Origin of the sequence: Micromonospora cabrerizensis, assembly GCF_022230955.1 — a bacterium.
GTDB lineage: Bacteria > Actinomycetota > Actinomycetes > Mycobacteriales > Micromonosporaceae > Micromonospora > Micromonospora cabrerizensis.
On sequence record NZ_JAKKFI010000098.1, the window covers coordinates 30,773 to 54,252 of the forward strand.

General features: G+C 72.7%; 26 protein-coding genes. 8 read left to right on the forward strand and 18 right to left on the reverse strand.

What is annotated here, in order from left to right:
• Nucleotides 1-26: 26 nt before the first annotated feature.
• A complete protein-coding gene (locus LADH09A_RS26015) occupies nt 27-923 on the reverse strand; it encodes an ABC transporter permease (protein WP_238648179.1) in 897 nt (298 codons plus the stop codon).
• Nucleotides 923-3,787, reverse strand: a complete 2,865-nt coding sequence (locus LADH09A_RS26020; RefSeq protein WP_238648180.1) for an alpha/beta fold hydrolase — start codon at nt 3,785-3,787, stop codon at nt 923-925. Before LADH09A_RS26020 ends, LADH09A_RS26015 begins: the two co-directional genes overlap by 1 nt.
• 373 nt (nt 3,788-4,160) lie before the next feature.
• Here LADH09A_RS26020 and LADH09A_RS26025 point away from each other — a divergent pair, with 373 nt between their 5' ends.
• The 8 genes from LADH09A_RS26025 to LADH09A_RS26060 all read left to right on the forward strand — a co-directional run bounded on the left by LADH09A_RS26025 (nt 4,161) and on the right by LADH09A_RS26060 (nt 13,423).
• Complete coding sequence (locus LADH09A_RS26025) at nt 4,161-5,339, forward strand: hypothetical protein (RefSeq protein WP_238648182.1); 1,179 nt, start codon at nt 4,161-4,163, stop codon at nt 5,337-5,339.
• Nucleotides 5,326-7,890 (forward strand): sensor histidine kinase, encoded by a 2,565-nt coding sequence (locus tag LADH09A_RS26030; RefSeq protein WP_238648184.1) that lies wholly within the window; start codon nt 5,326-5,328, stop codon nt 7,888-7,890. The genes LADH09A_RS26025 and LADH09A_RS26030 overlap by 14 nt, the downstream gene beginning before the upstream one ends.
• Nucleotides 7,887-8,360: a roadblock/LC7 domain-containing protein gene (locus LADH09A_RS26035; protein WP_238648187.1), complete on the forward strand. Its 474-nt coding sequence runs from the start codon at nt 7,887-7,889 to the stop codon at nt 8,358-8,360. The genes LADH09A_RS26030 and LADH09A_RS26035 overlap by 4 nt, the downstream gene beginning before the upstream one ends.
• Nucleotides 8,357-8,842: a DUF742 domain-containing protein gene (locus tag LADH09A_RS26040; protein WP_238648189.1), complete on the forward strand. Its 486-nt coding sequence runs from the start codon at nt 8,357-8,359 to the stop codon at nt 8,840-8,842. The genes LADH09A_RS26035 and LADH09A_RS26040 overlap by 4 nt, the downstream gene beginning before the upstream one ends.
• Nucleotides 8,820-9,581 carry a GTP-binding protein gene (locus tag LADH09A_RS26045; RefSeq protein WP_238648191.1) on the forward strand — a complete coding sequence of 254 codons (762 nt, stop codon included), beginning with the start codon at nt 8,820-8,822 and terminating at the stop codon, nt 9,579-9,581. Before LADH09A_RS26040 ends, LADH09A_RS26045 begins: the two co-directional genes overlap by 23 nt.
• A 38-nt stretch (nt 9,582-9,619) precedes the next feature.
• Nucleotides 9,620-10,135 (forward strand): hypothetical protein, encoded by a 516-nt coding sequence (locus LADH09A_RS26050; protein WP_238648193.1) that lies wholly within the window; start codon nt 9,620-9,622, stop codon nt 10,133-10,135.
• Nucleotides 10,136-10,171: 36 nt separating this feature from the next.
• On the forward strand, nt 10,172-12,397 hold the full coding sequence (locus LADH09A_RS26055; protein ID WP_238648194.1) for an AAA family ATPase: 2,226 nt from the start codon (nt 10,172-10,174) through the stop codon (nt 12,395-12,397).
• Between the two features lie 129 nt (nt 12,398-12,526).
• Nucleotides 12,527-13,423: an SMP-30/gluconolactonase/LRE family protein gene (locus LADH09A_RS26060; RefSeq protein WP_238648196.1), complete on the forward strand. Its 897-nt coding sequence runs from the start codon at nt 12,527-12,529 to the stop codon at nt 13,421-13,423.
• A gap of 50 nt (nt 13,424-13,473) precedes the next feature.
• Here the strand turns inward: LADH09A_RS26060 and LADH09A_RS26065 are convergent, their stop codons facing one another.
• From LADH09A_RS26065 to LADH09A_RS26140, 16 genes are all read right to left on the reverse strand, one after another.
• Nucleotides 13,474-13,827: a gas vesicle protein K gene (locus tag LADH09A_RS26065; protein ID WP_238648197.1), complete on the reverse strand. Its 354-nt coding sequence runs from the start codon at nt 13,825-13,827 to the stop codon at nt 13,474-13,476.
• Nucleotides 13,824-14,036: a gas vesicle protein gene (locus LADH09A_RS26070; protein WP_238648198.1), complete on the reverse strand. Its 213-nt coding sequence runs from the start codon at nt 14,034-14,036 to the stop codon at nt 13,824-13,826. Before LADH09A_RS26070 ends, LADH09A_RS26065 begins: the two co-directional genes overlap by 4 nt.
• Complete coding sequence (locus LADH09A_RS26075) at nt 14,033-14,851, reverse strand: GvpL/GvpF family gas vesicle protein (protein ID WP_238648199.1); 819 nt, start codon at nt 14,849-14,851, stop codon at nt 14,033-14,035. Before LADH09A_RS26075 ends, LADH09A_RS26070 begins: the two co-directional genes overlap by 4 nt.
• Complete coding sequence (gene gvpJ / locus LADH09A_RS32205; RefSeq protein WP_238648200.1) at nt 14,844-15,206, reverse strand: gas vesicle protein GvpJ; 363 nt, start codon at nt 15,204-15,206, stop codon at nt 14,844-14,846. The genes LADH09A_RS26075 and gvpJ (LADH09A_RS32205) overlap by 8 nt, the downstream gene beginning before the upstream one ends.
• 1 nt (nt 15,207) lies before the next feature.
• Nucleotides 15,208-15,537 carry a gas vesicle protein GvpO gene (locus LADH09A_RS26085; RefSeq protein ID WP_238648201.1) on the reverse strand — a complete coding sequence of 110 codons (330 nt, stop codon included), beginning with the start codon at nt 15,535-15,537 and terminating at the stop codon, nt 15,208-15,210.
• Nucleotides 15,506-15,826 (reverse strand): gas vesicle protein GvpG, encoded by a 321-nt coding sequence (locus LADH09A_RS26090; protein WP_238648203.1) that lies wholly within the window; start codon nt 15,824-15,826, stop codon nt 15,506-15,508. The genes LADH09A_RS26085 and LADH09A_RS26090 overlap by 32 nt, the downstream gene beginning before the upstream one ends.
• 3 nt (nt 15,827-15,829) lie before the next feature.
• On the reverse strand, nt 15,830-16,585 hold the full coding sequence (locus tag LADH09A_RS26095) for a GvpL/GvpF family gas vesicle protein (RefSeq protein WP_238648204.1): 756 nt from the start codon (nt 16,583-16,585) through the stop codon (nt 15,830-15,832).
• 1 nt (nt 16,586) lies between these two features.
• Nucleotides 16,587-16,952, reverse strand: coding sequence for a gas vesicle protein GvpJ (gvpJ, locus tag LADH09A_RS32210; RefSeq protein ID WP_238648205.1), 366 nt, complete (start codon nt 16,950-16,952; stop codon nt 16,587-16,589).
• Nucleotides 16,953-16,954: 2 nt separating this feature from the next.
• Nucleotides 16,955-18,169: an SRPBCC family protein gene (locus LADH09A_RS26105; RefSeq protein WP_238648317.1), complete on the reverse strand. Its 1,215-nt coding sequence runs from the start codon at nt 18,167-18,169 to the stop codon at nt 16,955-16,957.
• A 2-nt stretch (nt 18,170-18,171) separates the two neighbouring features.
• Nucleotides 18,172-18,615: a hypothetical protein gene (locus tag LADH09A_RS26110; RefSeq protein ID WP_238648206.1), complete on the reverse strand. Its 444-nt coding sequence runs from the start codon at nt 18,613-18,615 to the stop codon at nt 18,172-18,174.
• Between the two features lie 278 nt (nt 18,616-18,893).
• Nucleotides 18,894-19,403 (reverse strand): GNAT family N-acetyltransferase, encoded by a 510-nt coding sequence (locus tag LADH09A_RS26115; RefSeq protein ID WP_238648207.1) that lies wholly within the window; start codon nt 19,401-19,403, stop codon nt 18,894-18,896.
• Between the two features lie 149 nt (nt 19,404-19,552).
• Entirely contained in the window at nt 19,553-20,440 is an 888-nt protein-coding gene (locus LADH09A_RS26120; RefSeq protein WP_238648208.1) for a hypothetical protein, read from the reverse strand.
• Nucleotides 20,409-20,570: a DUF3618 domain-containing protein gene (locus tag LADH09A_RS26125; RefSeq protein WP_238648209.1), complete on the reverse strand. Its 162-nt coding sequence runs from the start codon at nt 20,568-20,570 to the stop codon at nt 20,409-20,411. Before LADH09A_RS26125 ends, LADH09A_RS26120 begins: the two co-directional genes overlap by 32 nt.
• Nucleotides 20,571-20,863: 293 nt before the next feature.
• Complete coding sequence (locus tag LADH09A_RS26130; protein WP_238648211.1) at nt 20,864-21,316, reverse strand: DUF3263 domain-containing protein; 453 nt, start codon at nt 21,314-21,316, stop codon at nt 20,864-20,866.
• A 111-nt stretch (nt 21,317-21,427) separates the two neighbouring features.
• On the reverse strand, nt 21,428-22,444 hold the full coding sequence (locus tag LADH09A_RS26135; RefSeq protein ID WP_238648213.1) for a DUF2705 family protein: 1,017 nt from the start codon (nt 22,442-22,444) through the stop codon (nt 21,428-21,430).
• Complete coding sequence (locus LADH09A_RS26140; RefSeq protein ID WP_274530165.1) at nt 22,441-23,451, reverse strand: ABC transporter ATP-binding protein; 1,011 nt, start codon at nt 23,449-23,451, stop codon at nt 22,441-22,443. Before LADH09A_RS26140 ends, LADH09A_RS26135 begins: the two co-directional genes overlap by 4 nt.
• Nucleotides 23,452-23,480: the final 29 nt, after the last annotated feature.

Here is a 23,480-nt window from a genome sequence, read left to right on the forward strand (position 1 = left end):
GACCCGTCAGGAGGTGAGCCCCGCCGTCAGGAGGTGATGTCCTTGCGGGTGAAGCGCCAGAACGCCAACCCCCAGAACAGCGTCGCGTAGCTGATCGCCGAGATGCAGCCGCGGACCACGTCGTCGGTCTGCACAGGGGTCGAGAGCAACCCCAGCCAGGCGGTGCTGAAGTGGGTGGGCAGGAAGTCGCGCACCGCGCCCAGGGCGGTGATCTGGTCCAGGATGCTGGACAGGATCCACAGCAGCACCGCACCACCCACCGCGCCCAACGCGGCGTCCGTGGTCACCGACAGCAGAAACGCCAGCCCGGCCACCACCAGGAGTACGACCGCCAGGTAGCCGAGCACCGCCAGCAACCGGAGCAGCCCCTCGGTGGGTTCCAGCTCGGCGGCGACCGTGCTGCGCAGCGGCGACCAGCCGTAGCGCAGGGTCCCGGCCAGCAGCGCCGTGCCGGCCAACAGGATCAGGGCCAGCCCCGAGTACGCGAGCGCGACCACCAGTTTCACCGCCAGCAGCCGGGCCCGGGGCACCGGAACCGCCAGCAGGTAGCGCAGGCTGCCCCAGCTCGCCTCACTGGCCACCGTGTCGCCGCAGAACAGCGCGACGACCACCACCAGCAGGAACGACGCCGACACGAAGATCGAGAAGAGGGTGAAGTTGAGGCCACCCGAGGTGGCCAGCTCGACCAGGCTGGAGAACTCGTTGCGACCGTTGTCGTCGTCGCCGCCCGAGTCGAACTGGAACGCGATCAGGATGATCAGCGGCAGCAGCACCATGAACCCGAGCGCCAGCTGGGTACGCCGCCGGGACGCCTGCCGCCGGAACTCCGCCGCGAAGGGCATGGTGGCCGACGGCCGGTAGCCGCGGGCCGCGCCGGCCGGGTCGGTGACGCCCAGCGGCGTCTCGACGGAAGAGCCTGCCATCACCGGTCACCGCTTCCCCGAGAGTTCTCGCCCACCAGGGCGAGGAACGCGTCCTCCAGGCGCCGCCGGGGCACCACCCGGTCCACTCCGATGCCGGCACGCACCAGCTCGGCCACCACCTCGCTGCGGGCCGTGCCGTTGGTGTCGACCACCAACTGACCGTCGCTCTCCGGCAGCACCCGGACCCCGTGCAGCCGGTCCAGCACCGCGCGTGCCGCCACCGGGTCGGTGACGTCGAACAGCACGCTCGGCGACTCGCCCACGATCTCCTCCACCGGCCCGGACGCCACGATCCGGCCCTTGTTGACCACCACCGCGTGCGTGCAGGTCTGCTCCACCTCGGCCAGCAGGTGGCTGGAGACCAGCACCGCCCGCCCGTCCGTGGCGTAGCGCTGGAGCACCCGGCGCATCTCGGCGATCTGCGGCGGGTCGAGCCCGTCGGTGGGCTCGTCCAACACCAGCAGCTCCGGAAGACCGAGCATGGCCTGGGCGATGGCGAGGCGCTGACGCATCCCGTGGCTGTAATTCTTGATCTTCCGGTGCACCGAGTCGCCCAGCCCGGCGATCTCCAGCGCCGCGTCGAACTGCGCGTCCTCCCACGGTCGTCCGGTGGCCCGCCAGTACGCCTTCAGGTTGTCCAGGCCCGACAGGTGGGGCAGGAACCCGGGGCCTTCCACCAGCGCGCCGATCCGGGACAGCACCGGTGAGCCGGGCACCAGCCGACGACCGAAGACGTAGATCTCACCGGCGGTCGGCTGGGTCAGACCCATCAGCACCCGGAGGGTGGTGGTCTTGCCGGCGCCGTTCGGCCCGAGCAGACCCACCACCTGACCCGGGTGCACCTCGAAGTCCACGTTCGACACCGCGACGAAGCCGTCCGCGTACTCCTTGCGCAGTGCCCGCACGGCCAGCGGGGTGTCCGCGTACTCCGGATGCACCGAGCGGTCCTGGCGGCGGTGCCGGCGGCGGACCACGGCGACGACCACGACGAGCCCGACCGCGATGGCGGCGAGCAGCCCGGCGAGCACCCAGCGCCAGAGCGTCGCGGCGGTGGGGATCGGCTCGCCGCTGACCGTGGGCAGGGTGACCGCGCCGTCCACCGCCACCGTGTAGACGGTCGGCTGGGCGGGCGTGGTGTACGCCTGGTCGGAGGTCGCCACGACGAGGCGCAGCCGGTGGCCGGCCTCCACCCGTCGGACGATCCCGGGCAGCGTCACGGTGACCGGGCGGGCGTCCTGCACCTGCTGCGGCAGGCCGGTGAGCCGGATCGGGGCGACCAACCCGTTCGGCAGGGTGGCCGCGCCGTCCGGGTCGACGTCGTAGAGCTTGACGAAGAGCACGGCCTCGCCGGTCGGCGACGCGGCCCGCACGGTGACGGTTGGCGCACCGGCCACGTCCACCGCCTCGGTCAGCGGCGTCGACTCGAACCGGGCGTGCTGGCCGGGCACGTCACCGGCCACACCGTCGAGCAGCGAGGCGAGCCCGCCGGCGAACGGGATCGAGGAGATCGCGGCCGGGTTGCCGTTGGGCGGGTTGGCGATCGGCTGGGCCGGCCCGGCGACCGGGATCTCCCGGCGGGCGTTGCCGGTCAGGCCCGGGTAGTCGGCGCGGCGGAAACCGGTGGCGACGAGGCCCCGGTCGAGCGCGTCGAAGCCCGCGATCCGCGACCAGGTGAAGTCGTCGCCGGGCGTGTCGCCCTCGCCCTTGACGTAGTGGTCGAGCCACTGGACGGTCAGGAACTTCACCCGGTCCTCGTCAGAGCGGGGACCACTGCCACCGTCGTGCCCGCCGGTGAACCAGGCGACCCGGACCGGGGTGCCTGCGGCGGCGATGCCGCGGGCGTTGGCGTCCGCCTCGCCGAGCGGGAAGAGAGTGTCCGCCTCGCCCTGCACCAGCAGGGTGGGTGCCTTGATCCGGTCCAGGACGCCCGCTGGGCTGGAGCGGCGCAGCAGGTCCACGGCGGCCTGGTCGGCCCGCCCGGTGGTGGCGATCCGCAGGTACGCGGCGCACACGTCCGCAGCGAACCGACCGCAGGACGGGTCGGCGGCACCGGCCGGGACGCCACCGGGACCAGTGCCTGGGCCGGCGCCCGGCCCGGGGCTGGGCGGGCCGGCGGAGGCCGGTGCGCCCTGCGGCTGGGCGGCGGTCGCGCCGGAGAGCCCGGCCGGCCCGGAACCCACGTTGCCGCCGCCACCGAAGAACAGGCCGGCCCAGCCCTTCTTGAACACGCCCTCGGTCGGCGCACCACCGGTGCTCTCCGGCAGGAAGGCGCGGGACAGGTCGTTCCAGGTGATCATGGGGACGATCGCGTCGACCCGAGGGTCCTGGGCGGCCAGCAGCAGTGCCAGCCCGCCGCCGTACGAGCCGCCGACCACACCGACCTGCGGGTCACCGGCGGCGTTGGTGCGCACCTCCGGCCGGGCGGCCAACCAGTCCAGCAGCCGCTGGGCGTCGCGCACCTCGTGGTCCGGGCTGTCCAGGTGGATCTCACCGCCGCTGCGGCCGAAGCCCCGGGCCGTCCAGGTGAGCACCGCGTAGCCGCGCCCGGCGAACTCCTCCGCGTCGGAGCGCACCGACTCCTTCGTGCCGCCGAACCCGTGTGCCAACAGCACCGCCGGCACCTTGCGTCCGGACGACGCGTCGTCCGGCAGATAGAACGTGGTGTCCAGCTCGACCGGTTGGTCGCCGGACGGTCCGGAGCGGACGGTGAGCATCGCGTTCTCGGTGCGTACGCCCGGCCCTTGGGGCCACACCGCCCAGGTCACGGCGGTGGCCAGGAGCACGACGACCGCCGCTGCGGCGATCGCGCGACGGCGGGTGGGCAGGGCACGCCGGAACCACGCGGCCGGCGACGGCGATGTCATGCGGCACACGGTACGGCCCGCAGCCTGAGCGTTGGCTGAGATCCGCCGTACGTCCGTCCGGTTGCCCCGATCGGTGTCCGGACGGGTGCGAGCGCGCAACGTCCGACGCGGCCCAGTGAGTTGACTTCGGATTCCGTGAATTCCGATCTTTACCGGATATCCACCTCGATCCCTCCATGTCACACCCCGCCGACGAAACAGAGCGGGCTGAGAGCGTGGACAAATGCTGACATTGCTCGAACTGACGCGAACCTGACTCGCTGGCCGAGGTCTGACCAGTGGAGGTTCGATTAGTTTTCCGGTCCGGTACACGGGACTTTTCGGCTGACCCGAGACCGCGCCAATTCGCGCTTCCCCGCCGGAGGAGACACACATGACAGTCCCCGCGCCGCGGGCCCGTCGACGGCCGTCCACGCTGGGCCGACTGCTGCCGCTGCTGCTCGTCGGGGCACTACTGGCACCCGTGGGTGTGCTCGTCACGTCCGCCTGGCAGCAGACCAGCGACGACCGGGCCCTGGCCACCCGCGAACGACTCGGCGTGCAGTACCTCGGTGCCCTGGCCGGGGTCACCGACGCCCTCGTCGAGGCTCAGACCGCCGCGGTCAACGGTCGACCCGTTGCCCGGGAGGCGTTGGACCAGGCGGTCGAGAAGGCCGCCGCGGTGGACGCCCGGATCGGTGTCGAGTTGCTCAGCCAGGAACGCTGGGCCGGGGTACGCGCCAAGCTGGAGGCGCTGCGCGGTCGCAGCCCCGCCGACCCGGAGTCCGCCTACACCGCGTACAGCGAGGCGGCCGACCTGTTGCTGGCCCTGCACCGCAAGGTCCGGGAAAGCTCCGGGCTGGTACGCGACCCCGCCGCCGACTCCTTCTTCCTCCAGGACAGCGCCGGCCAGGAGTTGCCCGAGGCGGTGGTGGCCGCCGGCCGGCTCGCCGACCTGGGCACGCTGATCGCCCGTCGGCCCGCCGCCGAGCGAACCCGTGGCCTGATGGAGCTGACCGGCCTGCGGGTGACCGCCCTGGCACCCGCCAACGACGTCGTCGACAACCTGCGCTCCGCCGTGGACGGCTCGGAGAGCACCGACCTCGGCGCCAATGTGCTGACCCCGCTCGACACCTACCAGCGTTCGGTGGAGGCGCTCGCCGCGTTCTCCACCCCGGCCGCTGGCACCGGGGCCGTGGACGAGGCTCAGTTGGCTGCCGCCGGGCTCAACACGCACCGGGCTGCGCGCCAACTCCAGCCGGTCATCCTCGCCGAGCTGGACGCCCTGCTGGTGGAGCGCATCGACTCGCTCGACCGGGACCGCTGGTTGACCGTCGCGGCGGGGGTCGTCGCCGTGCTGTTGCTGGGCTGGCTCGCCGCGCTGCTGATCAGCGCGGGCCGCCGAGCCCGACGCCGGGCCGCCCTGGCCGCGACTCACACGGAAGCCCCCGACACTCCGTCCCGGGGCGATTCCTGGCAACCGGCCGCTCCCGATTCACGAGAGCTGCAACCGGCCGGCGCGCTCCAGGGCCCGGAGACCGCGCAGTGGGGGGCCTTCGATGCTGCTCGGTAGGCTCCGCATCCGCGGCAAGCTCGCGCTGCTCGTGGTGATCCCGCTGCTCAGCATGGTCGGCCTGGCCGTGCCCGTGATGCTCGACCGGGTGGCCGCGGCTCAGCGGGCCGGCGACACCGCCGACCGGGTACGACTGGCCAGCCGGGTCGGCAGCCTGGTCCAGGACCTCCAGCAGGAACGCATCCTCTCGGTCGGTCTCCTGCTCGGCCGGGTCGAGCGGAGCGAGTTGATCCGCAAGTCCGCCGACGTGGACGACCGGGTCGCCGACCTGCGGGCCGACAGGAGCGACGCGCTGACCGACCGCGTCGACCGCGCCCTGGACGGTGTGTCCGGCCTCAGCGACCTGCGGACGGCCGTGCTGGCCCGGGCCGCGAACCCGGGGCAGGTGATGGAGGCGTTCGGTCCGGTCAACGTCGGCTTGATCGACTCGCTGCGGCTGGCGTTCGGTGTGGACACCGAGACGCAGGCCGGCCGTCAGGTGCTCGCCCTCGACGGGCTGCTCCGCGCCGACGAGGGCCTGGGCGCCTGCGCCACCCTGAGCGTGCTGGTCAAGGTCATCGGCAGCCCGGACACCAGCGCCGCGTACGTGGCGTGCATCGCCGCGCTCCAGGTCGACAGTCGGCGCTTCCGCGTCCTGATCACGCCCGAGCAGCTCGCGGTGGCCCAGCTCAACGACGCGGCGGTGGCCGCACGTACCAGCCCCGACTTCCTGGTCACCAGCGCCCGGGACCCGGCCGGCGCGGTCCGCGACGTGCCGATCGAGGCGCTCTTCCCGGCCGTCCGCACGATGATCCGACTCGGCCAGTTCGTCGAGAAGAAACTGGTCGCCGACGTGCTCACCGAGGTGACCGCCGAGCAGCGGCGGGCGCTGACCGCCGCGTACCTGGTCGGTGCCGCGGCGGTGCTGATCCTGATGCTGGTGGTGATGCTCAGTGCGGCGGTCGCGCGGACGGTGGCCCGACCGCTGACCCGCCTCACCCGCTCCGCCGACCGGGTCGCCCGAGTCGCCGAGGCCGAGCTGGTCCGGGTCAGCGACGACGAGACGGAGAGCCCCCAACCGGTCCGGTTGGAGCCGGTGGACATCCGGGCCAACGACGAGATCGGCGACCTGGCGCGAGCCTTCGACCGGGTGCAGAGCACCGCGGCGCTGCTGGTCGAGCGGCAGGTCGCCGGCCGACGCAACGTCGCGCAGATGTTCGGTCACGTCGGGCGGCGCACCCAGAACCTGGTGGGCCGGCAGATCGCCCTGATCGACCGGCTGGAGCAGCAGGAGGTCGACCCCGGTCGGCTGGAGCACCTGTACCGCCTCGACCACATCTCCAGCCGGCTGCGGCGCAACGCCGGCAGCCTGGTGGTGCTCTCCGGCGCGGCCGGGGCCGACGCGCACACCGCGCCGGTGCCGCTGGCCGACGTGGTCCGGTTGGCGCTCGGCGAGATCGAGGACTACACCCGGGTGGAGGTACGGGTGCCGGCGGGCATCTCGGCCGCGCCCGCGGTGGTCGGTGACCTCATCCTGGCGCTGGCCGAGTTGATGGAGAACGCCACCGCCTTCTCCCCGCCGCACACCCGGGTCCTGGTGTCCGCCGAAACGTCCGGCCTCGGCGCGCGGATCACCGTGGTGGACCACGGCATCGGCATGGGCGAGCAGCGGCTGGTCGAGGAGAACGCCCGACTCACCCGCCGGGAACGGCTCGACCTGGCACCGACCGAGGTGCTGGGCCTGTTCGTGGTGGGCCGGTTGGCCCGTCGCCACGGCTGGGAGGTGGGCCTGACCGCCACCGGCGGCGGTGGGGTGACCGCACACCTGGAGATCCCGTCGGCGTCTCTGGTGCTGCGCCGCGCCGACCGGGCCGGTGCCGCCGTGGCCCGGGCCGCCGTGCCGGAACGAGACCGGCGTACGGCCAGCGCGGCGGTTGCCGCCCAGGACGCACGGGCCCTCGCGGCGGCCGTCGCCGCTCCGGCCCGCTTCGACTCGGACCTGCTCAGTCGAGCGACCCGCAGCCTGGAAGCCGGCCCGTCCTGGAACGCGTTCGGCCCCGGCCAGACCGAGCAGGCCCCTGCCCCGCCCCAGGCGCCCGAACCGTCGGGCACGCCCGCCGGGCCGCGGGTCCGGCAGCGGGTGCCCGGGGCCAGCCTGCACGCCACCGCCGCGCCGACCCGGCCGGTGGACGCCACCGGCGCGGACCCCGCCGCCGCCCGCGCGCTGGTCGAGGCGTTCCAGGCCGGGGTACGCCGGGCCGAGTCGGCCGGTGTCAGGTCGACCCTGGTGGACCCGAGCGTCACCGTGGACCTGCCGAGCACACCCGGCGGCGCCGGCCCGACGGTGACCGACAACGCCGACCCGTCGGACGGCCTGGCGGGTCGGCCCCGGCTGAGCCGACGGGTGCCGGGGGCGAACCTGACCGCCATTCCGGCCTGCCAGCCGCCCAGCACGCACCTCGGTGACCCGGCCGAGGTCCGAGATCAGATCAGCGAGTTCGAGGAGGGCGTCGCCCGCGCTCTCCGCGAGATCAGCCCAGACCACCGGAACGAAGAGGGATCATCACGGTGACCAGCCCCTTCCTGCACGACAACGTCGACCAGAACCCGACCGGCGCCGTCGGGGACCTCAGCCCCGAGGCTCGTACGTTCAACTGGCTGCTGGATTCCTTCACCTCCAGCACCGCCGGGGTCCTGGAGGCGATCGCGGTCTCCTCGGACGGCCTGCTGATGGCCATGTCGTCGATCAAGGATCGGTCCAACGCGGAGCGGTTGGCAGCGGTGGTCTCCGGGATGACCAGCCTCGCCGGTGGGGCGGCCAGCTGGTACGCGCTCGGCGGCCTGAACCGGGTCATCGTCGACATGGCCGACGGCTACCTGCTGATCAGCGCGATCAGCAGCGGTTCCGTGCTCGGGGTCGTCGCGGACCGGTCGGCCAACCTGGGCACCGTCGCGTACGAGATGACGCTCTTCGCCGGGCGGGCCGGTGGCGCCCTGACCCCGCGCTTGATCGTCGAGCTGAAGAACGCCGTCCAGCAGTGACCCCCGAGGTCGCCGGCGAGGATCCGGACCCGGACCCCCGGGTTCGGATCCGCCCGTACCTGCGCACGCCGTCCCCGGCCGCGGAGAGCGCGGTGGCACCGGCGCTGCCCGAACCGGAGGAGGGTGGTGGTGCGCCGGCCGGTCCGCGTCCATTCGTGCTCACCTCCGGGCGGGTGGCGGGTGCCGACCCGGCGATCGGGCTGGAGACGCAGGTGACCATCCGCCCGGACAGCGGCTGGTGGAGCAGCCCTCCCGGGGTCCTGATGGCACCGGAGATCCAGGCGATCATCGCGCTCTGCGCCGAGCCGATCTCGGTGGCCGAGATCTCGGCCCGGACCCGGCTGCACTTCGGCGTGACGCGGGTCCTGGTCGGCGACCTCCGGGCGGCCGGGCACCTGGACGTGCACGTCACCGACACCGACGACGCTCTCGACCCCAACCTCATCCTGCGAGTGATTGATGGACTCCGTGCGATCTCCTGAATGGCCGGTCGCCCCGCTCGGCGGGGTCGCCGCGAACAGCGCCGCCGCCCGGTACGGCACGACACCGGGCACCGGGCCGGTCGTCGGTCGGGCCGTACCGCCGTCGAGCGCACCGCCGCCGCCGTACCAGCCTCCGTCCGGTACGAGGGCGTCATCGCCACCGGTCGGAAGACCCGCCGCGCCGCCGATCCCGGTCAAGATCCTGGTTGCCGGCGGCTTCGGGGTGGGCAAGACCACCACCGTGGGTGCGATCTCCGAGATCGCGCCGCTGACCACCGAGGCGGAGATGACCACCGCCGGGATCGGCGTGGACGACCCGGGTGCCCGGTCCTCCAAGACCACCACCACGGTGGCGATGGACTTCGGCTGCGTGACCATCGACCGCAGCCTCAAGCTCTACCTGTTCGGCACACCGGGGCAGTCCCGGTTCGGCTTCATGTGGGACGACCTCGCCCGGGGGGCGCTCGGCGCCCTGGTGGTGGTGGACAGCGCCCGGCTGGACGACTGTTTCCCGGCGATCGACTTCTTCGAGCGGGCCGGGCTGCCGTTCGTGGTCGGGGTCAACGCCTTCGACGGGCGGCTGGCCCTGGAACTCGGCGAGATCCGTTGGGCGCTGGCCATCGGCGACCACGTTCCCCTGGTGCAGTTCGACGCCCGGGACCGGCTGTCGGTGCGGGACGCCCTGCTGGTCGTCCTGGACCGTGCGCTGGACCGGGCGACGCGGGACAGGAGGGCCTGAGCTGACCGGCTCCGGCCGTGGCGGGAAGGAGTGCGAAGGTGCGGGGTGACCTGGACGAGACGCTGGCCCGACTGGCCCGGCGCGAGGATGCGCTACGCCGACGCGTCAACGACCGTGACGACAGCACACCGCCGCCGGCCCAGCCCGGGCCCGAGCGCGGCGACGCCCGCAACGCCGGGGCGGGCCGGCACGACCCCCGCCACGCGGGGGCGGATCCCGAGGGCGACGTGGCCGGCTGGGGCCCGGTCGAGGAGGTGGCCGAGGCGATACGGCAGGTCGTCGGCGCCCACCCGGGGTTGACGGTGACCGTGCACGTGGAGCACGCCGGGCGGACGTACCCGATGCGGGTCTCCTGGGACGGGCCGGACGTGACGGTCGGGCCGGTGCCCCCGGTGGCACCGGTGGCACCTCCGCCGACCTGGCCGTTGTCCGGCCGGACGGTGCCCGCCTGGGCGCCCGGCCCGAACGGGCTGACCCCGGACCCGGCGGCCCGGCTGGCCGAGCTGATCCGGCGGGACCCGTCGTTGTTGGACGAGCTGGATCCGCGGCGCTGACCGGCGAGGCTGGCTGTCGGCGGCTACGGTCGGGCGGTGGCGCAACCCGACCTGACCTTGACGGCGAGCCTTCGACCGGCCGCGCTGGACGCCCGACGGGGCATCGTTCGGCTGCACCCGGAGGCGCTGACCGCGCTGGGGCTGCGCCCCGGCGACCCGGTCCGGCTTGTCGGCCGCCGGGAGACAGCCGGGATCGTGGCGGCGGCTGCGCCGGGATCGAGCAGCGCCCTGCTGTACGCCGACGACCTGATCCTGGGCAACCTGGGCCTGCGCGACGGCGGTCAGGTGCTCCTCACCCCGGTGCCGCTGACCCCGGCGGCTCGGGTCGTCCTGGCCGGGCCGGTGGAGGTGGTCGCGGCGGTCAGCCCGGAGATGCTCCGGCTCGCCCTGCTCGGCAAGGTGCTCACCGCCGGCGACGACGTGTCCCTCTTGCCGCAGGACGTGCTGCCGGACGCGTCGGTGCGCAGCCTGGTCGAGGCGGCTCGACGCAGCCTGGCCAACACGGTCGGCTTCGCCTGGACCAGCACCCTGCTCACCGTGGTCTCCATCGAACCGTCGGCCGGCGCTCTGGTCACCATGAACACGGTGGTCGCCTGGGAGCATGGCGCGACCACCCACGGCGGGCCCACCCCGGTCGACAGCACGCCGGCCCGGCCGCGCGGAACCGGTGACGCGGCCCCGGCGGCCGACGCACCCAACGACGCTCCGGACGTGGACGAGCTGCCCGGGCTACGGGCCCAGGCCGAGGAGCTGACCGAACTGCTCGACCTCGGCTTCCACCACCGGGAGGTGCTGGGCCGGCTGGGCACCACCATCTCGTTGGGCGTGCTGCTCGTCGGCCCGGCGGGCTCGGGGAAGTCGGCGCTGGTCCGGGCCGTTGCCGCCCGGGTCGGTGCCCGCGTCCACCCGCTCTGGGCACCCGAGGTGGCCGCGTTGACCAACCAGGCCGCCGCCGACCGGTTGCGCAGCGCGGCGACGACGGCCCGAACCGGCGGGCCGGCGGTCCTGCTGGTCAGCGACGTCGAGGCGCTCGCACCGGCGGAGAGCCCCGGCCCGGTGGCGACGGTGTTCCGCCAGGTGCTCACCGAGAGCATTCGGGCCGGTGTCGCCGTCGTCTGCACCACCAGCCGGCCGGAGGCCGCCGATCCCGCACTGCGCGCGCCCGACCTGCTGTCGCTACGGATCAGCATCCCGCTCCCCGATCAGGCGCTGCGCCGCGAACAGCTCACCGCGCTGACCCGGCAGGTGCCGCTGGCCGATGACGTGCGGCTGGACGAGGTGGCCGGCCGTACCCCCGGGTTCGTCGCGGCCGACCTGGCCGCGCTGGTCCGGGAGGCCGGGGTACGCGCGGCGCTGCGCCAGAAGTCCGCCGAGACGCCGACGGTGGCGATGGCCGATTTCACCGCTGCCCTGGAGGTGGTCCGGCCGACCACGATGGCGGCCTCCACCCTGGATCTGGCCTCGGTGACCCTCGACGACGTGGGCGGTCTGGACGAGGTCAAGCAGACCCTGACCGAGTCGGTGCTGTGGCCGCTGACCTACCCGGACACGTTCGCCCGGCTCGGGGTGCAGCCGCCGCGCGGCGTGCTGCTCTACGGGCCGCCGGGCTGCGGCAAGACCTACCTGGTCACCGCGCTGGCCGGGTCGGGGCGGGCCAACGTGCTGTCGGTCAAGGGGGCGGAACTGCTCTCCAAGTGGGTCGGTGAGAGCGAACGCGCGGTTCGCGAGCTGTTCCGTCGGGCCCGGGAAGCGGCCCCCACGCTGATCTTCCTGGACGAGGTGGACGCGCTGGCGCCGGTACGCGGCCAGGCCACCGACGGTGGCACCACGGACCGGGTGGTCGCCGCGCTGCTCACCGAACTGGACGGGGTGGAGACGCTGCGCAACGTGGTGGTGGTCGGCGCGACGAACCGGCCGGACCTGGTCGACCCGGCGCTGCTGCGGCCGGGCCGGTTGGGGCGGCTGGTCTACGTGCCACCGCCGGACGGGCCGGCCCGCTCGGAGATCCTGCGGGCCGCGTCCCGGCAGGTGCCGCTGGCCCCGGACGTCGACCTGTCCGCCCTGGGCGACGAGCTGACCGGCTTCTCCGCTGCGGACTGCGCGGCGCTGGTCCGGGAGGCGGCGCTCGCCGCGATGCGTGAGTCGCTCGCCGCCGCCACGGTCACCGCCGAGCACGTCGCGACCGCGCGAGCGCGGGTACGCCCGTCACTCGACCCGGCCCAGGTCGCCTGGTTGGCCGCGTACGCCGCCAACCGGGAGTGATCAGAGAAGGACAACCTTTCGTCGCACCCCGGGCGTTCCTACGACGTCACATTCCTCAGTGGAGTCGTCCACTGCGACGTCAGGCGGTGTTCCTTGCGCAAGCTGTCCTCTCTCCTCCTCGTCCCCCTCGTGGCGGCGGCGACCCTGGTCTCGGTCGGTGCGGCGGCGACCGCTCATCCGGCGAAGCCGTTCCCGGCCCGGATCGCCCTGCCGAACGGTTTCACCCCCGAAGGGTTGACGATCGGTCACGGGACGACCGTTTTCGTGGGATCTATTCTGGACGGAGCGGTGTGGCGGGGCGACTTACGCACCGGTCGCGGCTCGGTGCTGATTCCCGGCATCCCGGGCACAGACAAGGCGGGCCTCAAGCTCGACCCGCAGGGCCGACTCTGGACCGCCGACTTCTCCGGAGGCGGCGCCAGCGTGTACGACGCGGGCACCGGCGCCAAGCTGGCCCACTACCAGTTCACCGACGAGCCCGGCAGCTACGTCAACGACCTGGTGATCACCAACCGGGCGGTCTACTTCACCGACTCGGTACGGCAGGTCCTGTACGTCGTACCGCTGGGTCCGGGTGGTCGCCTGCCGGCCCCCACCGCGTTCCGGGTCCTCCAGCTCACCGGCCCGGCCGCGACGCCGGACGTCTATCACAACGGGATCGTGGCGCTGCCGGACGGGGATCTGCTGGTCGCGCAGATGCTCAGCGGCCAGCTCGTACGGGTCGACCCGCGTACCGGCGGCAGCCGCCTTGTCGACCTCGGCGGCTACTCGGTGGAACGGGCCGACGGGCTGGTGCTGCGGGGGCGCACCCTCTACGTGATCCGCAACCTGACCAACGTCATCGCCGTGGTTCGGATGAACGCCGGGTACACCGGCGGGGTGGTCCAGCGGGAGATCACCGGCCCGCAACTGCGGTCGCCGGCTACCGGTGATCTGCTCGGCTCAGCGTTGTACGTGGTCAACGGCCGGTTCGACGTGGAGTCGACGCCGAGCACCGACTACGACATCGTCCGCGTGCCAGCCTGATCCAGACGGTCGGCGGTGGCCCACTGCGGTCACCGCCGGCCGGCTCGGGGTCAGTCCGTGGGGAGGAGCGGACCGAGCGGCCCAAGGTCCAGGTTCAGGTCCTCCGGAGCCAGCCCGAAGTGTTCGCGCAGCCCGACCATCTGCTCCTCCAGGGCCATCAACGTCACTCCGATGCGTTCGACCTGCTCCTCGGTGAGGTCTCCGAGGTCCACCCGGCGCAGGGCCTGCCGCTCCATCAGCTGCCGCAGCAGCTCCACGACGGTGAGCACGAGGCTCGCCAGCCCCCGCTCGACCGACTCCCGGTCGACGGAGATCCGGCGGTCCAGCGGGGTCACCCGGGGCTGCCGCCACGAATCCGCACCCAGCGCGGCGGCCAGCTCCGTGGCCTCGTCCCGCCCGGTCATGCGGTGTCCTCCGTCTGCGTCAGCGAGCCGACCGACGCGACGAGCGCGCGCAGCGAGATCCGGACCAGGTCCACGTCGGCGATCGCCAGGGTGATGTCACCGCTGATCACCACGCCCGTGGCGAGGACCCGGTCAAGCAGGTCGACCAGTGCGACCGGCCGGTACGCCAGCGGATCGTCGGCGCTGTTCGGCGCGAGCGCAGTGGTCACCCCGACTCCCGTACGGTGAGCGCGGGTTCCGGTCGTTCCACGACGAAGGAGTAAGCCGGCCACGGGCCGGTCAGCTCCAGGTGGAGCCCCGGGTGTCGACCACCCAACGAACCGACCATCTCGGTGAAACTGGGCAGGATCGCGGCGTCGACCAGGTATGCCCCGTTGAGCACCATCGGGGCGGACGCCCCGGAGAGCCGCCGATCCTGCGGGGAGTGCCGCCGGCCCGCCACGGCCACCTCGCACAGGGCATCGTGCACCGCGTCCGCTGCGGCACCCGCCACCTGTTGACGTTCCTCCCGGGCGGTCAACTGCGCACGTCGACGCCGCAGGTACGCCGTGCCCACCCCACCCGCGCCGGTCGTCTCCGCGCCCACGGTGGCCGCCCCCGCCACCAGGTAACCCTTGACGCCCCACTCGTCGCGCCCGGTCAGCCGGTCCAGCGTGGCGACAAGTTCGGCCCGGCGGTCGGCGAGGGAACCAACCACCCGCTCGTCGTCGCTGTGCACCGTGGCGAGCCGCGCCGGCACCACCGGCCCCCGACGGGCCAGCGCCTCGACCACCGCGTGGTGCGCTCGGGCCGCCCGCTCCAGCCAGGCCAGATCCTCCAGGTTACGGCGTAGTGGCTCCTCGCCGTACTCGTCCAGCGAGGCGGTGCTGACCACGGCGACAAGTCCGGCGGCAGGCACCGCGCGGACCGGGCCGCCCTCCATCCCGCGGATCGCCGCCAGCGTCGCCGGCTCGGTGTCGCGGACCACAGCGTGCAACCAGGCACCGGCGGCCGGGACGCGCAGATCGGCGGCTACCTCAACCATCCCACTCCTCCAGTTCGGCATCCCGGCGTCGCGCCCGGCGCCGTCGCTCCGCTTCGACCTCCTGCGGGTCGCGCGGCCCCGGCTCGACCGGGAAACGAGCACGTGAGCTGAGCCACGGGTCGTGCTCCCACCAGTCGATGCCGATCTGGCGTGCGGTGTCGACCGACGCGATGACCAGCCGCAACTTCAGCGTCAGCAGTTCGATGTCGAGCAGGCTGACCCGGATGTCACCAGCGATGACGATGCCCCGGTCGAGCACCCGCTCCAGGATGTCGCCCAGATTGGCCGGCTCGTGACCGGCGGGTAGGACCTGGCCGGAGTTCTGTACCACCGACGGCGGCTGCGCAGCGGTCATCTCAGCCCACCTCACTCTTCCCGCGTTGGTAACGCCGCACCCGCCGATAACCGAGCAGGCTGCCCTCGATGTCCAGCTCCACTTCGTACAGACCAAGAAGGTCGGTGGAATTGGGGATCCGGCGTGCCTCCACGACCTCCACCCCGACCAGCCAGCCGTCCTCGGTGGCCTCCAGGGACGTGGTGACGGACGGCTCGCGGCCGGTCAGCTCGACCAGTTGCCGCAGACCCGCCCGGGCCGCCTCGGCCGCCGAGACGGGCTCCACGTACTCGTCGTCGGGATAACCCTGGGCGGTCGGGTCACGCCGCCGGGCCTGGGCGTCGTCGGTCATGGCGCACTCCTTCCTCGCGTGCCGGGCGACGCCGGGCCGGACGCCGCCTCTCACCGGCCCCGCTGGAGCCCCCGGTCAGCCGGTCCAGCACCCGCTGCTCGGCCCGGTCGCGTTCCTCGGCGCTGAGTTCACCGGCCGCCACGGCGGCGTCCAACTCCTCCAGCTCGCGCCGGACGTTGACCGGGTTCCGCTGTCGCGACTCGGCCTCCCGGGCCACCACGTTGACCACCGCCGTCAGGCCCCGCACCGGCGCGTACGGCAGGGTCAGGAGCGCCCAGAGCAGGTCCACCCGTCAGCCCGCCAGCTGGTGCGCGCCGACGAAGTCGTACGGGGCGAGCGGCCCGAGCAGCCGCAGCCGCAGCAGACCCCTGCGGTCCTGCGCGTACTCCTCCAGCGCGTCCACCAGCGCGGCCTCCCGGTCGGTGTCCACCAGCAGGGCCACGTGGGCCGCGTCCATCTCGTGACTGGGCGGGCGCAGTTGCGTGGAGACGACGAACTCGGCGGAGGTGTCGAGCACCCTCCGGTTCTCCGACTCGCGGCGCAGTTCCACCGCCTGACTGATCAACTCCCCGAGCCGGATGCGCGGCTCACGGGTGGCCGCCTCGGCCCGACCACGCACCTGCTCGGCGAGCCTGGCGGCCGCCGGGTTCTCGTCGAGAATGCCGCGCAGCAACGCCCGCTCGTCGAAGCGCCCGTGCACGACGTACTGCACCCTGCCCTCGAACTCGGCCAGCGCGGCGGCGAACCGGTCGTGGTGCGGTCGGAGCAGGTCGAGCACCGCGTCCGAGCCGGTGACCACGGTGCCGAACCGTACCGGCAGCACCGGCGCCACGGCGGCCGTCCCGTCCAGCAACTCCTGGTACGCCCGCAGGTCGGCCGACCGGCCGAGCGGCGCGTCCAGCGGCACCGCGCTGACCAGGGCGGCGACATCTCCGTGCCGGATCACCGTCACCTCGCCGGGCGGGTCGCCGACCCCGGCGGCGTCGGGCGTCGCCTCCACGTCGGCCGGCACCAGCCCGTAGACGAACAGCCCTGTCTCGTCCGCCATCTCAGCTCCTCCCGAGGTCGCGCACGTTGCCGGTGGCGTCCCCGACCGCGCCGGTGACGTCCCGCACCGACCCGGTGACGTCACGGACCGCACCGGTGACACCTCCGAGGAGGCCGGCCAGCCCTTCGCCCTCGTCCGGGGAGATGTCCAGCCGGTCGACCGCCTCGGCGAACCGCAGGTACGTCTCGATGCTCGCGACCACCACCCGAGCGTTGATCTCCAACAGGGGGATGCCGACGACCCCGACCGTCACCTGCGCGTCGATCACGACACCCTTGTCGAGCACCGTCTCCACCACGTCGGCGAGCCCGCCGGCAGAACCCACCCGTTCCAGGGCACCGCCGGCGGCCTCATCACCGGGCAGCACCGTCACTCCTCTTCCTCCCGGCGGCGGCGCACCACGGGTCGGCGCGGCGGCTCCGGTCCACGTCGGACGGGCGGCCGGGGCCGCTGCGGCTCCTCGCGGGGCTCCGGACGTCGAGCGCGGTCCGCCAAGCGACGGCGCGGTGGCGGCGGAGGTTCCTCGTCGGGCTCGTCCGCGTAGCCCTCGTCGTAGCCGTCCTCGTAGGCCTCGTACTCCTCGTCGTACTCCGGCTCGGCCGGTCGTCGAGGTGGCCGTTGGCGCAGTCGCCCGCCCGGTCGGCGGCGCGGCTCCTCCTGGGCCTGCTCCTCCTCCGCGTACTCGTCGGCCCCGGTGTCGGCCGGCGCCCCGCCGCGCCGCTCCCGGGCCGGCTCACGCTGCTCCTGCTCTTCGCGCAGGCCGGTCTCGTGGTCCTTGACCACCTGGGAGTCGCGGATCTCGCCGCGCCAGCCCTCGACCTGGTCCGGGTCGAGCGCCACCTCGGTCATCACGTGCCGGACGAAGTGCTTCAGCTCCAGCCGCACCCGCCGGCCCTGGGCGCGCCACAGGTTGCCGGTGTGTTCGAAGAGACCCTGCGGGTGGTACTCCAGCACCACGAGGATGCGGGTCAGGTCCGGGGTGATCTCATGGAAGGTGACGGTGCCGTCGACCGAGCCCTTCTCGCCCTTGGATCGCCAGTGGATGAGCTTGTCCGGCACCTGCCGGACGATGGTCGACTCCCAGGTCCGGTGCGACCAGAAGACCTGCGCCTTCCAGGTCATCTTCTCGTCCGAGTCGTTCTCGGCCTGCTCGACCTTCTTCATGAAGCTCGGAAAGTCGCCGAACTGCGTCCACTGGTTGTACGCGGCCCGTACCGGCACACCGACCTCGATCGTCTCGACGATGTTGGTGACCTTCTTCTTGGCGCCGCCCTTACCACCCTTGCCGCCCGCGCGGCCGAGAGCCGACATCAGCTTCTCCTTACCGCCGGCCACACCGGCGTGCACCATCGCCTTCACCGGTGAGCCGCCCTCGGCCAACTTCTGCGCACCCGTGGCTGTGGCGATCAGGCCGGGCCCGCCGCCCTGACGCGCGTACTCGCTCAGCCGACCGGTCGCACCGGTGATCCGTTCGGTCACCACACTCACGGCGCGGTCACCGATCGCGCCGGCCAGGTTGCGCACCTCGCCGACCAACTGGCCGCGCAGTTTGTCGCCAAGTCCCGCCGGGTTGTTCTGCGCCATGGTCACCGCCCCCGCCGCTGACCGGCGGTCGAGTCACCGCGGTCGTTCGTCGCGCCGCCGCCGCCGTTGCCGTCGGAGCCGTTGCCGTCGGAGCTGTTGTCGGCGGAGCTGTTGTCGGCGGAGCCGCTCTGCGTACCGGAGCGGCGGCGCAGGGCGTCAGCCGAGCCGCGCAGCCGCCCGGTGAGCGCGTCGACGCCGCTGCCGGCAGCGGCGGTCGCGGCTGCCCGACCGGCGTTGACCAGCGGCACTCCGAGCCGGCCCAGATTGCTCAGTTGGGGGGACGAGTGCAACGCGTCCGTGCCCCGCTTCAGCAGGCCGCCCGGGTCCCGGCTCGCTCGGCCGGCGGCGACCGCCGCAGCCAGGGTGAGCGCCGTACGCAGCTTGCGGCGGCGGCCCAGCAGGTAGCCGAAGCCCACCGCCAGTCCGATTCGTGTTCCGGCCTTCATGAGGTCTCCCTACGCTCCCCGGTCGATCCGGACGTCTGCCCGGTGCGGGTCGGAGCAGGGTTACCGGGGAACAGCGTGAACCATGCCCTCGATCAGACGTCCCGTATCTGCGGACCCGGCGGGCAGTACCCGGCCGTACTACTCCGAAACCGCTACGACAATTTTCGGGTATGCCGAGGAAGAGCATTCGGAAAGGCGGCACAACGGGGCCCAGACCGGACATCGCAGCGGTCAAGAGCAGGGAGAACGACAGAGAAGCCGAAAGCGCGAAAGGACCCCTAGAGCGCGGGCGGCGTCGAATCGAGGCAGATTTCGGCGCGCACCTTTCCGCCGTCCTCGCGCAGTTTCGCGCCGCATTTCTCGAGTACGGCGACCGCGCCGAAATTGTCCCGGGTCGTCTCCGCGACGACGGCCCTCATGCCGGCCCGCGCCGCCGCGTTCAACAGCTCGCGCAGGGCGACAGCGCCGATTCCCTGCCCCCGGGCCGAGCGCCCGAGCCACATGCCGGTCTCCACCGTGCCGGGCTCGTCACAGCGCGTCATCCGGACCATGCCCATGACCTCGCCGCCGACGAGGATCGCGTACATCTGGGAACCGGTCGGGCCGTCCAGGCCACCGAAGCTCGCCCGGTGAAACTCCCGGAACGCCTCCCGGCGGGCGAGCGACCAACCGGCGGGCGCCTCGACCGGAGGCATCACGTCATCCGGTTCGGCCTCGGCAGCCGCTACGGAGAGCAACGGCTCCAGGTTCTGCTCGTCCACCGGCTCCAGCCGGACCGCACCCGCCACGTGCCGCAGTCTGCCGGCCTCATTGGCTGAAGTCCACCCCATTGGGCATCCAGTGGCGGTCCGGTCAGCCGTACCGGCCGGTCGGGCGGCGTGGGTGTTCCTCCTCACGCTCTGTTGTCACCCGTGGGGGTAGAAAATCCGTGATCCGCCTACTCGAACTCGCAGAACACCACCGAGGCGTCGTCGGTGGGCTTGTGCCGGCGCAGCCGATCGGGGTGGTCGCGCTCGGCGGCCCGGACCCGGTCGATCAACGCGCCCGGCCCGTCGGTGCTCAGCAGGTCCAGCAGACCCGCCCAGTCGGTCAACCCGAACTGCTCGACCATGCTGGACGCGCCGTCACTGAGCAGCGCCGCCCGGCGTAGCGCCGCCGGGCCGTGCCGGGGCAGGTTTCCGGTCACCGCGTGGAAGGCCGCGTCGGGGTCGGCGGCTGCGACCCAGTAGCCGTGGGTGCGGTTCATCCGCTCCCGCTGGAGAGTCACGGCGTGCCGGAACCGGGTGACCGGGTCCGCCGCGCCGGCCGGCACGGTCGCGACCGTCTCCCGCAGCTCCGCCATGGCCCCGTCCAACCGGTTGTCGGTCACCACGCTGACCTGGCCGCCGGTGTCCAGGACCAGGGGGCTGTCGCAGAGGACCAGGTAGTCCACCTGGTCGCCGCAGTCACGCAGCAGGCAGACCGTGCTCGACGGGGTGCCGGGATGGTCGAGGTCGCACTGCCCGCCGTGGTCGGCGCGTACCGCGAGGATGGCCGCAGCAAGGTTGCTGGTCAGCCGGGCCGCCGGACGGACCGCTTCCGCCACCCCGATCCGGGCGGCCAGGTGCCGGACGTACCACTCCGGCCCGTGCACACAGCCGGTGTCGAAGCCGTCCGGCACTGTCGCGCCGTCCAGGACGCCGACCAGCGGACCGAACCGGAAGACCAGGTCCTCGTTGACCGGCCGGGCCGGAGCCGGCGCGGACGCGGAGCGAACCCGCATCATCCGCCCCTGCCCCGACGCGCCCATCGGGTCAGCGCTGTCGAAGGTCGTCGGCGGCTGCATGCGCCTCTCCCTGCACCTGACGGGCAGCCCGACGCGGGTTGACCTTCTCGGTCAGCGCGTCGACGTCGTTGCTCAACTCGGTGCGGGTGGTTTCGATCTCCCGCCAGATCCGATCCGGATCGCTGGACATGACCTGCTCCCTCCCGACTCCTTCACCGACCCCGCAGGGCGTCCGGCAACTCCCGGGCAGTCTGCTTCGTCCGGGGCAGAACCGCACGTGCCCGCTTCGGCTGGGTCCGGGGCGTTGATGTAGCCGTCATCCCCCGCTCCCCTCCTGAGTCCCGGGTCGCGTGGCGACCTCGGAACGCCTGCCGCCTACCCGCCTGGCCAGCCGACATGCGGTTCAGCCGTCCGGCGCGACGACCGCCACCGAGGCAACGGCGGGAGAAAAGGGACGAGTCAGCCGTGCGGGGAATAACGCGGTCAGCGGCGCCGGTTGCGGGCGCGCGACGAGCGCAGGCGGCGCAGCCGGCCGATCAGCAACGGCTCGGCGGCGAGGGCGGCCGGGTTGTCCAGCAGCCCGTTGAGCAGTTGGTAGTAACGGGTCGAGGAGACCCCGAAGGTGTCCCGCACGGCCTGCTCCTTGGCACCGGCGTGCCGCCACCACTGCTGCTCGAAGGCGAGGATGGCCCGCTCCCGCTCGGTCAACCCGGGCGGCGGATCAGTGGGGTCAGCGGGCGGCGCCGGCTCGTCGTCGGCCTCGACGGAAAACGCCAAATCGTCGTCGGCCTCGACGGGCAACGCCGACGCGTCGGTGGTCTCGATGGGCGGTGCCGGCCGGGGAGTCGGGACGGTCGGCCCGGCGCCACCCGCCGCGTCACCCGGACGAGCGTCGGTGGACGGCTCGGGGGCGGCCGGGGTGGTGTCGGCGGACATGTCGCTCAGCCTAGCCAGGGGCGACCAGGGACGCAGCAGGCGGCGCGGCCGGCCCCGCGCCGTCGGGAACCCCGACGGCCGGGCCGGCCGCGTCACGTCACTTCGGTCAGGTCAGGAGATGTCGCGGCGACGCATCGCCCAGAGCGCCGCCCCGAGGATCACCACCACCCCGACCGAGAGCAGTACGGACGACTGCTGCCAGGTGATGTCCAGAGTGTCCGGCTTGCACTCTCCGTAGTAGGTCGCGTTGCAGGAGTTCCAGTCCTGCAAGGTGACGGTCTTCGTCATCCAGGCCAGCGCGTACGTGGGCAGCAGGAAGGCCTCGGCCCAGCGGACGTTCGCCATCGACAGCAGGATGCCCAGGCCGAACTGGCCGACCACCATCAAGGCCACGACGCCGCCGAGTGCCATCGCGGTGTGCCGGCCCAGCGACGCCAGGGCGAACCCGATGGTGGTGAGGGCCAGCACCAACACCACACCGCGCACCCCGGTCAGCATGAACGACTGCCAGACACCGGAGGTCATCTTCTCGGTGCTGCCCCGGAAGGACGCGACCGCCCAGAACCCGGCGAACCAGAGCACCGCGGCGGGCAGCGTCACCGCCAGGATGCCGGTCAGCAGCGCGGCCAGCTTGGTGAGCAGCACGGTGAGCCGCTTGGGCCGCCAGAGCAGCAGGTTCATCATGCCGCCGGTGCTCCACTCGGCACCGACGAAGGACGCACCGACCACGAACCCGACGAGGGCGAGGATCGCCGCGAACGGGATCAGCGTCTCGTCGAACGTCTCCCGGAAGTCGAACGTCGAGGGCAGGAACCACTTCGCCTCGATCTGGTCCCGCGACGGCGGCGTGATCATCGAGCAATCGTCCGGGTAGCGGCCGTCGTTGGGCGTGCCGGCCTTCTTGGCCTGCTCGCACGCGACGCGCTCCTGCTCGATGTAGCGCACCTGCTCCTGGTACTGCTGGTCGGCCTGAACCTCGGCCCGCGCGAGCTGCTCCGCGCCGATTTTCTGGTTGCTGAAGAACACCCCGATCACGACCGCGGCCAGCACCAGCAGGCCGAGCAGGGTCATGTACCGGGTGAAACGCCGCTTGGTGAGCCGGCGCAGCTCCGTCCGAAAGAGGCTCACGCGCCCCACCCTCCCCCGGCGGGGCCGGGCTGACCCGTCCCGCCGACCTTCATGGACTCGTCGACCTGCCGGTGCTGACCGGGGACCGGCGCGGTGGCGGTCAGTTCGAGGAAGACGCTCTCGAGATCGACGGCGATCGGCGCCAACTCGCTGACATAGAGGTTCTGCTCGGCGAGCAGCCGCGTCACCGAGGCCGGCTTGTCGACGCCGGCCAGCATCAGGTGGTCGGGGTGCCCGGTGACCTGGATCCCCGCCCGGGTGAGCGTCTCGATGGCCGCCGGCAGGTCGCTGACCGCTTCCAGCCGGATCCGGACCGCACTGGACGAGTGCTGCGCGAGCACCTCGTCAACCGGGCCGAAGGCGACCCGCCGACCCAGCGAGATGATGGTGACCGAGTCGCAGATCAGCTGGATCTCGCCGAGGATGTGGCTGGACAGGACCACGGTCATGCCGGATTCGGCGAGGGTACGCATCAGCGTGCGCATCTCCCGGATGCCGCCCGGGTCGAGGCCGTTGGCCGGCTCGTCCAGGATGAGCAGCTTCGGGTTCTTCAGCAGGGCCGAGGCCACGGCGAGCCGCTGCTTCATGCCCAACGAGTACGTCTTGACCCGCTCACCGGACCGGTCGCGCAGCCCGACGAGTTCCAGCACCTCGTCTACCCGCGTGGCCGGCACCTCACCGGCACCGGCCAGCAGGGACAGCGTGTCCCGTGCCGTGAAGTGCGGGAAGAACTGCGGGCTCTCCACGATCGCGCCGACCTGGCCGGCGACGGCGGGCAGCGCGTCGGGCACCTCGTGCCCGAGCAGCGACATCCGCCCGCCGTCGGGCCGGATCAGGCCGAGCAGGGTACGCAGCGTCGTCGTCTTGCCGGACCCGTTCGGGCCGAGGAAGCCGTGCACCTGCCCCGCGTCGACCCGCATGTCGAAGCCGTCGAGCGCGTTGCGGGTGCCGCGTCGACGACTCTTGTACGTCTTACGTAGACCTTCGATCTCCAGGACAGCTGGCAAGCTGCACCTCCCCCGATGGGTGGGCGTGA